15 protein-coding genes are annotated in these 12566 nt (G+C 62.9%); 8 read left to right on the top strand and 7 right to left on the bottom strand.

The features are described from left to right. Positions 1-23: 23 nt before the first annotated feature. A complete protein-coding gene (locus tag DOCECA_RS11905; RefSeq protein ID WP_445572037.1) occupies positions 24-1244 on the bottom strand; it encodes a helix-turn-helix domain-containing protein in 1221 nt (406 codons plus the stop codon). Positions 1245-1313: 69 nt separating this feature from the next. After that, positions 1314-3041, bottom strand: a complete 1728-nt coding sequence (ggt, locus tag DOCECA_RS11910; RefSeq protein ID WP_445572038.1) for a gamma-glutamyltransferase — start codon at positions 3039-3041, stop codon at positions 1314-1316. Between the two features lie 129 nt (positions 3042-3170). On the opposite strand from ggt, the gene DOCECA_RS11915 reads away from it, so the two are divergent. Continuing rightward, on the top strand, positions 3171-3602 hold the full coding sequence (locus DOCECA_RS11915; RefSeq protein ID WP_434559565.1) for a GNAT family N-acetyltransferase: 432 nt from the start codon (positions 3171-3173) through the stop codon (positions 3600-3602). Positions 3603-3657: 55 nt separating this feature from the next. On the opposite strand, the gene DOCECA_RS11920 is transcribed toward DOCECA_RS11915, so the two are convergent. Then, complete coding sequence (locus DOCECA_RS11920) at positions 3658-4008, bottom strand: hypothetical protein (RefSeq protein WP_420765891.1); 351 nt, start codon at positions 4006-4008, stop codon at positions 3658-3660. 132 nt (positions 4009-4140) lie between these two features. On the opposite strand from DOCECA_RS11920, the gene DOCECA_RS11925 reads away from it, so the two are divergent. From DOCECA_RS11925 to DOCECA_RS11955, 7 genes are all read left to right on the top strand, one after another. Further along, the gene (locus tag DOCECA_RS11925) at positions 4141-4470 is read left to right on the top strand and encodes a DUF6388 family protein (RefSeq protein WP_434606523.1); all 330 of its coding nucleotides are present in this window, start codon (positions 4141-4143) and stop codon (positions 4468-4470) included. Between the two features lie 98 nt (positions 4471-4568). Further along, positions 4569-4961 (top strand): sulfurtransferase complex subunit TusD, encoded by a 393-nt coding sequence (gene tusD / locus DOCECA_RS11930; RefSeq protein WP_420765889.1) that lies wholly within the window; start codon positions 4569-4571, stop codon positions 4959-4961. Continuing rightward, positions 4961-5323: a sulfurtransferase complex subunit TusC gene (gene tusC, locus DOCECA_RS11935; protein ID WP_434611624.1), complete on the top strand. Its 363-nt coding sequence runs from the start codon at positions 4961-4963 to the stop codon at positions 5321-5323. The genes tusD and tusC overlap by 1 nt, the downstream gene beginning before the upstream one ends. Next, on the top strand, positions 5323-5616 hold the full coding sequence (gene tusB / locus DOCECA_RS11940; RefSeq protein ID WP_445572039.1) for a sulfurtransferase complex subunit TusB: 294 nt from the start codon (positions 5323-5325) through the stop codon (positions 5614-5616). Before tusC ends, tusB begins: the two co-directional genes overlap by 1 nt. Continuing rightward, the gene (locus DOCECA_RS11945; RefSeq protein WP_434559571.1) at positions 5613-5948 is read left to right on the top strand and encodes a TusE/DsrC/DsvC family sulfur relay protein; all 336 of its coding nucleotides are present in this window, start codon (positions 5613-5615) and stop codon (positions 5946-5948) included. Before tusB ends, DOCECA_RS11945 begins: the two co-directional genes overlap by 4 nt. Continuing rightward, positions 5945-6946 (top strand): glycosyl transferase family protein, encoded by a 1002-nt coding sequence (locus DOCECA_RS11950; RefSeq protein WP_434648112.1) that lies wholly within the window; start codon positions 5945-5947, stop codon positions 6944-6946. Before DOCECA_RS11945 ends, DOCECA_RS11950 begins: the two co-directional genes overlap by 4 nt. A gap of 88 nt (positions 6947-7034) precedes the next feature. After that, positions 7035-8021, top strand: coding sequence for a glutathione S-transferase family protein (locus DOCECA_RS11955; RefSeq protein ID WP_445572040.1), 987 nt, complete (start codon positions 7035-7037; stop codon positions 8019-8021). A gap of 138 nt (positions 8022-8159) precedes the next feature. On the opposite strand, the gene cysG is transcribed toward DOCECA_RS11955, so the two are convergent. The 4 genes from cysG to DOCECA_RS11975 are packed head-to-tail and all read right to left on the bottom strand — an operon-like array spanning position 8160 to position 12547. Next, positions 8160-9554: a siroheme synthase CysG gene (gene cysG, locus DOCECA_RS11960; RefSeq protein ID WP_445572041.1), complete on the bottom strand. Its 1395-nt coding sequence runs from the start codon at positions 9552-9554 to the stop codon at positions 8160-8162. Continuing rightward, positions 9555-10835 (bottom strand): serine--tRNA ligase, encoded by a 1281-nt coding sequence (serS, locus tag DOCECA_RS11965; RefSeq protein WP_434559579.1) that lies wholly within the window; start codon positions 10833-10835, stop codon positions 9555-9557. A gap of 15 nt (positions 10836-10850) precedes the next feature. Next, complete coding sequence (gene crcB / locus DOCECA_RS11970; protein ID WP_207961507.1) at positions 10851-11225, bottom strand: fluoride efflux transporter CrcB; 375 nt, start codon at positions 11223-11225, stop codon at positions 10851-10853. Further along, on the bottom strand, positions 11222-12547 hold the full coding sequence (locus DOCECA_RS11975; protein ID WP_420765881.1) for a replication-associated recombination protein A: 1326 nt from the start codon (positions 12545-12547) through the stop codon (positions 11222-11224). The genes crcB and DOCECA_RS11975 overlap by 4 nt, the downstream gene beginning before the upstream one ends. Between the last annotated feature and the right edge of the window lie 19 nt (positions 12548-12566).

Raw genomic sequence — 12566 nt, forward strand, 5'->3', positions numbered from 1 at the left:
TCATCGGTGGGTGTGCTTGCATCCTAACCATCGAACGGCAGTGCAGTGAGTAACAATACGGTCGCGAATCCGGGCATTGACGGTACTGTCCAGCGCCGGGCCCGTGCGCGACCGAACGACTGCGCCTTGCCGCAAGCAGCCAGGTTTTCCAAGGCTCGTTGCACGCTGCGCTGGCTGGTGCCCAAGGCCAGCGCCAGGGCCGAACTGGACCAGGCTTCACCGTCCGCCAACAATGCCAGCACCGCCCCGTGGGGTTCCTCAACGACCCGCGCCAGGATCACGACTTCGTGAGCATGGTGTGGCGACAACCTGAAACCGCGCCGGGTTGCGACTACGCCAGCCATTGGGCGCAGCGCCTCTCGCAACCGTCCCATTTCAACCCGCAACCGGGCGCGATGGGTCTCGTCCGTCAATTTCAAACCAAAGGCTTGGGTCATGAGCGCTTCCCTCGACGCATCGCCGGGCCAGGCCTGGGCCAACCCACGGGCCAGGGCAAACAGCACCGGCCGCCGTACAAGCACGACCTGGACGCCCGCGCAGCGGATACCGAACCGGCAGGCATCCACAACCAGCGCCGGGCCGGCCAGCAGCGATTGCACCTCCTCCAGCACCAGCAAACGCTCTTCGCCTCGAGCGATCAGCCGGGCTGCGGGCGTACTCAGCATCCGCCAGGCGTTGTCGATTTCGCCGTTCAACGCGCTGATCCCTGTTTGTTGCGCGGCTTGACCGGCCCGTTCCAAAGCCTCACGGGCGGTTTGCGCTTGCAGCCGCCGCATGGCAATTCCCGCAGCCACCAACTGGCACACCGCCCAGGACGCCAACGGCAGGCCGACGGGCTCCAGGCCGATGAGCTTGAGTTGCGCCTCGTCGAGTCGACCGATCAGCAACAGGCGGCGGATCTCGATGATCCGTGCATGACCGGCGTTGGCCCGATCGCCGTGAGCTTCGAGCACCGTACGGGCGGCGTCGAGGCGTTTCGACGGCCAGGACAGGTCACGAGAGGCCAAGGCGATTTCACCTTCGGCCACGACACAGCGCGCCCGTGCCACGGCGTCCGTGGATCCGAAGGCCGTACCTGCCCGGCGCAACAGGCTCCTGGCTTTTTCCAGGTCCCCCAACTGCGCCATGGCGATGCCGCGGAGCGCGAGGGCCGGGGCATCATTGCGCAGGGCGACACGATTGAGCGCCGCCACGGGATCACCAGCCGCCAATGCGCGCGCCGCCGCGCCAATCGCCTCATCCACGGTCAATGACCTTCATGGCAAGGGCGCTCTCTTCCACTGACCCGCGCAGCCTGATCCCTCGTTGAACGGTCAATAGCCCAACGACAACCCCGTGTTGCGACGCGGGTCGTTGGCACCGTAGAAACGGTTCTTGCCCACCGGCTTGCCGCCCAACGACGGCGCGCCCACGAGGATCGCGGCGATGTGGTTGGGGTCCTGCGGCCCAGCAAACTTATGGCCCCAGCTTTCCAGCAACTTGAGGGTATCGGGGCTGGCCGCGAAGGTTTCCAGGTTGGTCTCCTCCGGCATCCACTGTTGATGGAAGCGCGGCGCGTCGACGGCTTCCTGTAAGTTCATGCCGTAATCGATCACGTTGAGGATGGTCAGCAAAGTCGCCGTGATGATGCGGCTGCCGCCCGGCGTGCCGACAACCATCACGGTCTTGCCGTCCTTGGTGACGATGGTCGGGCTCATGGACGACAGCGGCGCCTTGCCCGGCGCGATGGCATTGGCCTCGCCCTGCACCAGGCCGTACATGTTGGGCACGCCGACCTTGGAGGTGAAGTCATCCATTTCATCGTTGAGGATCACCCCGGTCTTGCTCGCCATCACGCCGGCACCGAACCAGTCGTTGAGGGTGTAGGTGACAGAGACCGCGTTGCCCCATTGATCGACGATCGAATAATGGGTGGTGTTGCTGCCCTCGTGGGGCGCCACGCCGGGCTTGATCTTCTGGGAGTCGCCGGCTTTCTGCGGCTCGATGGCGGCGCGCAGTTTCGCGGCGTAATTCTTGTCCAGCAGATGATCGATGGGGTTCTGCACGAAGTCCGGGTCGCCCAGGTAGCTGTTGCGGTCGACATAGGCGTGACGCATGGCTTCGATCTGGTAGTGCATGCCTTGGGCCGAATGGAAACCCAGGTCTTTCATCGGATAGCCATCGAGGATGTTCATGATCTGGCAAAGCACCACGCCACCTGAGCTGGGTGGCGGCGCGGAAATGATGTGATAGCCGCGATAATCGCACTCGACCGGCGCCAGTTCACGGGTCTTGTACTTGTCCAGGTCGGCCTGGGTGATGATGCCTTTGTTGGCCTGGCTGGACGTCACCAGCGCATCGGCGACCCAGCCTTTATAGAAGCCGTCGGCACCCTTGTCGGAAATCTCCCGCAGGGTCCTGGCGAGGTCTTTCTGCACCAGCTTCTGGCCGACCTGCATCGGCTCGCCGTTGTGCAGGAAGATTGCGCCGGAATCGCGCGCATCTTTCTTGAAGACATCCGTGGCGGTTTCCAGCAGATCCACGTCGCCCTGTTCCAGGACAAAACCGTCATCGGCGAACTTGATCGCCGGCGCGATCAATTCCGCCCGGGGTTTGCTGCCGTATTTTTTCAGCGCCAGTTCCATGCCAGACACGGTGCCGGGTACGCCTACTGCCAAATGGCCGCGCGTGCTGAGCTCGGGAATGACATTGCCTGCCTTGTCCAGGTACATGTCGGCCGTGGCGGCCAGGGGGGCTTTTTCACGGAAATCCAGGAAGGTCTTGCGGCCGTCGGCCATCTGCAAGGTCATGAAACCGCCACCCCCCAGGTTACCCGCCGCGGGATAAACCACCGCCAGGGCGTAGCCCACCGCCACTGCCGCATCAACGGCATTGCCACCGTTCTTGAGCACATCGACGCCGACATGGGTCGCCAGGTGTTGGGCCGTCACCACCATGCCGTTCTCGGCGGCAACCGGGGCCTGGGACGCGGCGTGGGCAGTCAGACAGTAAAGGGAAAGCGAGGTGGCGACGAGGGTCCGGGCCAGGGATTGGAACTTCATGAGTCGGTCTCTTCTTGTTTTAGGGTCGGGATCGCTTCAAAAGCACACAGGAGTATGGCTCGGTTTAAACAATATGCTCGTTTCCTGTAGGCTCGCGTGCTTGATCATCCCCGCACAAGGACATCGCCGATGACGCTGCGAATCGAACGCACGGACGCTCCAACCGATGAAGAGCGCCAGGCCATCCTCGCGCCGCTACGCGCCTATAACACCGCCCAGACCGGTGGAAGCGCACCGGAAGCGGTCGCCTGGCTGGTGCGCGACGAGCACGATGAAATCGTCGGCGGCCTGTATGGCCGGGTATTTTTTCGTTGGCTCTATATCGAATTACTGGTGGTGCCCGAACAGGCGCGCGGCCAGGGCACGGGCTCGGAATTGATGCGCATGGCCGAACAACTGGCCAGGGAAAAGGATTGCGTGGGCATCTGGCTCGACACCTTCGACTTCCAGGCTCCGGATTTCTATCGCAGACAGGGTTTCACCCAGTGCGGCCAGATCGACGACTATCCGCCGGGTCACCGGCGCTACTTTTTCCAGAAGCGCCTGGATCTCGAGAATTAAGCTCAACCTATGGGAGCGAGCCTGCTCGCGAAGGCAAACGCCTCGGTTTATCGGCTTAGAGACACGTCGCCAACGCCGCCAACCGGCGCTTGGCGACAAAATCATCATGCTTGGCGTAATAATTCAGCGCCGTGCCCGTGGCGCTGGCTTGCAGATCCACAAACGACTCGGCCGATCGGGTGTACACCGTCGAGCCGCCTTGCTTGCCGGGCTGCAGATAGGCGCCGGCATCGACCCCGAACGCCGCTTCGTCTTCCCAGGCAAACTTCACGCATTGGGCAACGTTCTGTTCCGGCTTGTCCGAGGACAGGGTCTTGTAGGGGGCTTGGGTCCGGGCCTGCTCCATCGCCGAACCCGCGCAGCCGGCCAGCAGGGTTGCGGCCACGGCCACCATCAGCATTCGCATTGCATTCACTCTTCTGGAAAAAAACCGACTGTAGCACTGCGCCCCTCGTTGCCGTGCGCCATGATTGAAATTTGCGCGCGACAACGGCTATCTATTCACGCAACCTGTCAGATCATTGACCCAGGAGCGACCATGGCGACAACCGAACAGCAACACGAACGAGCCCTGCAGATTTTTCTCGAGCAACGCCCCGAGCTGCGCGACGAACTGGACAACCTCAACCCGCTGCTGGCCCAGGCCAAGGGCGAAACCGCCGCGCAGTACCGCGCCGAGCGGTTGCATGAAGCCTTTGAAGCCGAGGCCGAGAGCGCCGGATTGTTCGCCTGGGAACTGACGCTGCTGCTGACGACCGATTCAGCCGAGGACTACCAGGCCCAACGCATGGAAGTTCACAAGGAAGTGGCAGAGATGGCAGGAATGGAATGGCCGGAGTATTGCGAGCTGTATGGCCTCGAGCCCTGAGGTTGAGGCTGTGGGCCAGCTGCTCACGCATGCTCTGAGAATCGCCCCACCGCCCATAAAGCATTATCATGGCCGCAGTTTCGCTGATCGGGTCTGTCATGAAGTTCGCCATCGCGCTGTTTTCCGCCGCCCACGCGCCCTCCTCGCGCCGCGCCTTGCTGTTTGCTCAGGCAGCTTTGGCCGGTGGGCATGAGATCGTGCGGCTGTTTTTCTACCAGGACGGCGTCTACAACGCCGCCAACAGCGTCGTCACGCCCCAGGACGAGCAAGACCTGCCCCAGCAATGGCGCGCCTTCGTCAGCGAGCACCAGCTCGACGGCGTGGTGTGCATTGCGGCGGCGTTGCGCCGTGGCGTGCTTAACGAGGAAGAAGCCCAGCGTTACCAGCGTTCGGCGGCCAGTGTCCAAGCGCCGTGGGCGTTGTCCGGGCTGGGCCAGTTGCACGATGCTATCCAGGACGCCGACCGCTTGATCTGTTTTGGAGGCACATGATGGCCAGGTCTTTGTTGCTCATCAGCCGCCAGGCCCCCTGGTCCGGCCCCGGTGCCCGGGAAGCGCTGGACATCGTGTTGGCCGGCGGCGCCTTCGACCTGCCCATCGGTCTGCTGTTTCTCGATGACGGCGTGTTCCAGCTCGCCGCCGGTCAGGATGCCAAGGCCGTCCGGCAAAAAGACTTGAGCGCCAACTTGCAAGCGTTGCCGATGTTTGGCGTCGAAGACCTGTTCGTCTGCGCCGACAGCGCCGCACAGCGCGGTCTCGCCGTCGATGCCCTGGCGCTGGACGACCTCAAAGCGCTGGGCGCTGCGGACATCGCCGCGCTCATTGACCGTTACGACCAGGTGATTACCCTCTGATGTCGACTTTGCATGTGTTGTCTCATTCCCCTTTCGGCGACAGCCGCCTCGCCAGTTGCCTGCGGATCCTGGGAAGCCAAGACGCGCTGCTGCTGTGCGGCGACGCAACGTATGCGCTGCGAACCGGTACCGTGCCGTTCGACACGCTGCGGGCCGGCGGCGCCAAGGTGTTCATCCTGGCCGAAGATGCACAGGCCCGCGCCCTGCGCATTCCGGACTGGGCCGAGGCCATCGATTATGCGGCCTTCGTCGAGCTCTCGATCCAGCACGACAAGGTCAACAGCTGGCTATGAAGACCCTGAACGTGGGCGAGCGCAGCATTGCGCTGGACAAGGATGGCTACCTGGCTGATCTCAATGAGTGGTCCGCCGACGTGGCCACGGCCCTGGCCACCGCCGAAGACATCGAGCTGAGCCCCGAACACTGGGAAATCCTCGAACTGCTGCGCGCGTTCTACGCTGAGTTCCAGTTGTCTCCGGCCACCCGCCCGCTGATCAAGTACACCGCGCTGAAACTGGGAGCGGATAAAGGCAACAGCCTGCACCTGAACCGATTGTTCAAAGGCACTCCCGCCAAACTCGCCGCCAAGCTGGCGGGCCTGCCCAAACCGACGAATTGCCTATGACCGACTTTCCAGCATTGACCCTCCAAACCCCTGCCGAACACCCGTTCGCCCAGTTCGTGCGCATCCTTGGCAAGGGCAAGCGCGGCGCCCGTAACCTCACCCGTGACGAAGCGCGGGAGGCCATGGGCATGGTGCTGGATGAGCGGGTCGAAGAAACCCAACTGGGCGCGTTCCTCATGCTGTTGCGGCACAAGGAAGAAAGCGCTGAGGAAATGGCCGGGTTTACCGACGCCCTGCGTCAGCGCCTGGTTATCCCGGCCATGGCGGTAGACCTCGACTGGCCAACCTACGCCGGAAAGAAGCGTCATCTGCCCTGGTATCTGTTGGCCGCCAAATGCCTCGGGCAAAACGGTGTGCGAATCTTCATGCACGGCGGCGGCGCCCACACGGCGGGCCGGCTCTACACGGAACAGCTGCTGGATTTGCTGGTCATCCCCTTGTGCCGCGACTGGCAGCAGGTCGGCGCGGCGCTGGACAACGGCGGCCTGGCCTTCATGCCGCTGGTGGACTGGGCGCCGCAAATGCAGCGCATGATCGACCTGCGCAACACGCTGGGCTTGCGCTCGCCGATTCATTCCCTGGCGCGCATTCTCAACCCGTTGGGTGCGCGTTGCGGCCTGCAAAGCATCTTCCATCCCGGCTACCAGGCCGTGCATCGCGAGGCCAGCGGACTGCTGGGCGACACCAGCATCGTGATCAAGGGCGACGGCGGCGAGATCGAGATCAACCCCGACGCCGACAGCCATTTGTACGGCACCACCGGCGGCGCCAGTTGGGATGAAGAATGGCCGCGACTGTCCGAACAGCGCCACGTCAAGCCGGAGCGCCTCGACCCCGAGCATTTGAAAGCGGTATGGCGCGGTGACCTCGAGGACAGTTATCCGCAGCTGGCGCTGATCGCCACCATGGCCCTGGCCTTGCGCGGCTTGGGCCTGACCCGAGAAGCAGCGTTCGACAAGGCCCGGCAGTATTGGGATGCGCGCGATAGATCGATTTAGTCGATCATCGACGCCCAACCTTTGCGCTATTAGTTCGAACCTATCGGAATAGACTCGTCTCCAATGATTATTGAGAGAGGACGTTCAGATGGGTTTGTTGGTCGAGGGTCGCTGGCAGGACCAGTGGTATGAAAGCAAGGACGGCAGTTTCCAGCGTGAGCAGGCGCAACGCCGCGACTGGATCACCGCCGACGGCAAAAGCAGTTTCCCCGCCGAGGCCGGGCGCTACCATTTGTATGTCTCCCTGGCCTGCCCCTGGGCGCACCGCACGCTGATCTTTCGCAAGCTCAAGGGCCTGGAAGCGCTGATCGACGTTTCAGTGGTCAGCTATCTGATGCTGGAAAACGGCTGGACGTTCGACACGGCCCACGGCTCGACCGGCGACAAACTGGACAACCTGAGCTTCCTGCACCAGCGCTACACCGCCGACACGCCGGACTACACCGGTCGCGTGACCGTTCCGGCCTTGTGGGACAAACAGCAACGGCGCATCGTCAACAACGAATCGGCGGAAATCATCCGCATGTTCAACAGCGCGTTCGATGGCCTGACCGGCAACGACCTGGACCTGTATCCCGAGCACCTGCGCCACGAGATCGATGGGTTGAACGAGCGCATCTACCCAGCGGTGAACAACGGCGTATACCGTGCGGGGTTCGCGACGACCCAGGCCGCTTATGAAGAAGCCTTCGATCAATTGTTTGCCGAACTGGACCGAGTGGAAGCCTTGCTGCAAACCCGTCGCTACCTGGCGGGTGAATACCTGACTGAAGCGGATATTCGCTTGTTCACTACGATGATTCGTTTCGACGCGGTGTATTTCGGCCACTTCAAATGCAACCTACGCCGCATCGCCGATTACCCGAACCTGTCGAACTGGCTGCGCGAGCTGTATCAGTGGCCGGGCGTTGCCGAGACCGTGGACTTCACCCATATCCAGCGGCACTACTACGGCAGCCACAAGACCATCAACCCGAATGGGATCGTGCCCAAGGGGCCGGAGCAGGATTTCACGGTGGCCCACGATCGAGAGAGGTTGAGCGGGAAAGGGATTTGGCTTCGGGCTGAAAGCTGATCCGCAATCTTTATTGCCTCTGAAGGCCAATCGCGAGCAGGCTCGCTCCCACATTTGATTCGTCTTGAACCACAAAATCTGTGGTTGCACACAGCCCCTGTGGGAGCGAGCCTGCTCGCGAAGGAGGCGACGCGGTCTTCAAACCTGCCCCTGAGCCCCTTCAAACCAAGCCAGCTTCTCGCGTAACTGCACCACTTCGCCAACAATCACCAACGTCGGCGCATGCACCTCATGCTCGGCCACCAGCCGTGGCAAATCCGCCAAAGTACCGGTAAAGACCCGTTGATTAGACGTCGTGCCTTGCTGGATCAACGCCGCCGGCGTGTCCGCCGCGCGGCCGTGTTTGATCAGCTCGTTGCAAATCATCGGCAGGCCGACCAGGCCCATATAGAACACCAGCGTCTGCGCCGGCGACACCAGGTCGGCCCATGGCAAGTCGCTGGTGCCGTCCTTTAGATGACCGGTAATGAAGCGCACCGACTGGGCATAATCGCGATGTGTCAGCGGAATCCCGGCGTAGGCCGCGCAGCCACTGGCGGCAGTGATGCCCGGGACCACCTGGAACGGGATGCCATGGGCCGCCAGCTCTTCGATCTCTTCGCCACCACGACCGAAGATAAAAGGATCGCCGCCCTTCAACCGCACCACACGTTTACCTTGCCGGGCCAGGTCCACCAGTTGCTGGTTGATCTGGTCCTGGGGCACGGCGTGCTCGGAGCGGCGCTTGCCGACGTAGACCCGTTCGGCGTCGCGGCGGCACAGTTCGAGGATGGCCGGCGCCACCAGACGGTCGTACAGCACCACGTCCGCCTGTTGCATCAGGCGCAGGGCGCGGAACGTCAGCAGGTCGGGATCACCCGGCCCGGCGCCCACCAGATAGACCTCACCCGGCGCATTCGGCGCCTGGCCGTCAATCTTTTCCCGCAACAGCCGCTCGGCTTCGGCGCCCTGCCCGGCCAATTGGCGGTCGGCGATGGGGCCTTGGAACACTTCTTCCCAGAAGGCCCGCCGTTGCTGGACATCGGGAAACAAGCCTTTGACCTGATTGCGAAAGCGCGCCGCCAAACCGGCCAACTGCCCGTAGGTCGACGGAATCCAGGTTTCCAGCTTGGCGCGGATCAGCCGCGCCAGCACCGGCGCATCTCCGCCGCTGGACACCGCGATCACCAGGGGCGAGCGATCGACGATCGCCGGGAAGATCACGCTGCACAGCGCCGGCGCGTCCACCACGTTGACCGGCACGCAGCGCTTGTGGGCGTCCGCCGAGACCTGGGCATTGAGCGGTTCGTCATCCGTGGCGGCGATGACCAGGCCACAACCGTCCAGGTCCGCTTCCACGTAGCCCCGCAGGACACATTCGCCGCCGCTGCCACCGACCAGTTCCCGCAACTGCGGTTCGATCTCGGGTGCGACCACCCGCAACAATGCGCCGGCATCGGCCAGCAGGCGAGACTTGCGCAAGGCAATCTCCCCGCCGCCAACCACCAGCACGCGGCTGCCGCGCAGGTTGTGGAACAGTGGCAAATAGTCCATTTAGCCGATGACCTCGATGCCGCCCATGTACGGTTTCAGCACCTCGGGCACACGGATCGAGCCGTCAGCCTGCTGGTAGTTCTCCAGCACCGCCACCAGCGTACGACCCACCGCCAGGCCGGAGCCGTTGAGGGTGTGGACCAGTTCCGGCTTGCCGGTTTCCGGGTTGCGGAAACGCGCCTGCATGCGGCGGGCCTGGAAGTCGCCACAGTTGGAGCACGACGAAATCTCGCGGTACTTGTCCTGGCTCGGGATCCAGACTTCCAAGTCATAGGTCTTGACCGCGCTGAAACCCATGTCGCCGGTGCACAGCGCCAGGGTGCGATACGGCAACTCCAGCAGTTGCAGAACCTTTTCGGCGTTGGCGGTCAGGCTTTCCAGGGCTTCCATGGATTTGGACGGCTCGACGATCTGCACCATTTCGACCTTGTCGAATTGGTGCTGGCGAATCATGCCGCGGGTATCACGGCCCGACGCGCCGGCTTCGCTGCGGAAGCACGGCGTATGGGCAACGAACTTGATCGGCAGTTGCTTGGCATCGACGATTTCGCCCGCGACGATGTTGGTCAGCGACACTTCGGCAGTGGGGATCAGGTACAGGTCGGCTTCGCCGTCGCGACCGATCTTGAACAGGTCTTCCTCGAACTTTGGCAACTGGCCGGTGCCTTGCAGGGCCGGGGCCTGGACCAAGTACGGCGTGTAGGCCTCTTCGTAGCCGTGCTCGGTGACGTGCAGATTGATCATGAACTGCGCCAGCGCCCGATGCAGACGGGCGATCGGCCCGCGCAACAGGGCAAAACGCGCGCCCGACAACTTGGCGGCGGTTTCGAAGTCGAGCCAGCCGAATTTCTCGCCCAGGGCCACGTGGTCCTGCACGGGGAAATCGAAGGTTTTCGGCGTGCCCCAGCGGCGTACTTCGACGTTACCGTCTTCGTCTTCACCGACCGGCACCGACTCGTGAGGCAGGTTCGGAATGCCCAACAGGATCGAATCCAACTCGGTCTGGATCGCGTCCAGCTCGACCTTGCCGGCGCTCAACTCGCCCGCCATGCGCTCGACATCGGCCATCAGCGGCGCGATGTCTTCGCCACGCTGCTTGGCCTGGCCGATGGACTTGGAGCGCGCGTTACGTTCTGCCTGCAGGGCCTCGGTGCGGGTCTGGACGGTCTTGCGCTGTTCTTCCAGCGCTTCGATGCGCGCGACGTCCAGGGCAAAGCCACGGGAAGCCAGGCGGTCCGCTACGTCCTGAAGGTTGCTACGTAACAGTTTGGAATCGAGCATGTCGGTCTCTCGTTATCAAAGTTTGGTCAAGGACAGGCCGGCCCAGGTGGCGAGCAGCCCGCCGAACACGCTGATGGCCGCATAGCCCAGGGCCAGCGGCACCTGCCCGCTTTCCAGCAGGCGCACCGTATCCAGTGAAAAAGATGAAAAAGTCGTCAGGCCGCCAAGAAAGCCGACCATCAACCCCGCGCGCACCTCGATGGGCACCTCGGGACGAATCAAAAACAGGCCGTAAAGAACGCCGATCAGCAGACAGCCCACGATATTAACGGCCAGCGTCGCGGTATAGAAGTGCCGCGGCCAATTTGCACTGATCCAGTTACCCGTGGCGAAACGCAACAACGTACCGGCAACGCCGCCAGCGGAGACTGCGAGAATCAAGGGGATCACGGTTTTCTCCGCTGTCGTGGACTCAATCGGTCCAGCTGGGCCAAATGGTTGAGCTTTTCGCCAATCTTCAACTCAAGGCCTCGAGGTACGGGCTGGTAGAAGCGCTGGGGTTCGAGTTCTTCGGGAAAATAGTCTTCGCCGGCGGCATAAGCGTCGGGCTCATCGTGGGCATAGCGGTATTCATCGCCATAACCTAACTGTTTCATGAGCTTGGTCGGTGCGTTGCGCAGGTGCAGCGGTACTTCGAGGGAGCCGTGTTCGGTGGCGCTGCGCATCGCGGCCTTGAAGCCTATGTACACGGCGTTGCTCTTCGGTGCGCAGGCCAGGTAAGTGATGGCCTGGGCCACGGCGAGCTCGCCCTCCGGGCTGCCGAGGCGCTCCTGCACGTCCCAGGCCGCCAGGCACAGGCTCAGGGCCCGAGGGTCGGCGTTGCCGATGTCCTCGCTGGCCATGCGCACCACCCGCCGAGCCAGGTACAGCGGATCGCAACCACCGTCGATCATCCGCGCAAACCAATACAACGCGGCATCGGGGTTGGAACCGCGGATGGACTTGTGCAGCGCCGAGATCTGGTCGTAGAACGCCTCGCCGCCCTTGTCGAAACGTCGGCGGGTATCGCCCAGCAGGCTTTGCAGCAGCTCGACGCCGATCTCGCTGTTGTCTTCGGCCAGGTCCGAGGCGTTTTCCAGCAGGTTGAGCAGCCGTCGACCATCGCCGTCGGCGGCGCTGAAGAGTATCTGGAAACCTTCATCGCTGAGGCTGAGCTGGCGCTTGCCCAAGCCCCGCTCTTCGGTCAGCGCGCGATGCACCAGCTTGCGCATCGCGGTTTCATCGAGGCTCTTGAGCACATAGACCCGCGCCCGCGACAGCAAGGCGTTGTTGAGTTCGAACGAAGGATTTTCGGTGGTGGCGCCGATGAATATCAGCGTGCCGTCTTCCACATAGGGCAGGAAAGCGTCCTGCTGGGATTTGTTGAACCGGTGTACTTCGTCGACGAACAGGATGGTGCGCTTGCCGTACTGGCCGGCCTGTTGCTTGGCGATTTCCACGGCCTGGCGGATCTCCTTGACCCCGGCCAGCACCGCCGAGACCGTTTCGAAATGCGCGTCAGAAACCTCCGCCAGCAGCCGCGCCAGGGTGGTCTTGCCCACGCCCGGCGGCCCCCAGAAAATCATCGAGTGCAAGGCACCCTGCTCCAAGGCTTCGCGCAGAGGCTTACCGCGAGCGAGCACGTGTTCCTGACCGACATACTCATCCAGGTTGGTCGCGCGCAAGCGGGCGGCCAATGGCTGGGCAATCGGGGCGCTTCGAAACAGGTCCATGATTACTACAAAACCTCCG

This window comes from Pseudomonas sp. E102 (assembly GCF_052660185.1).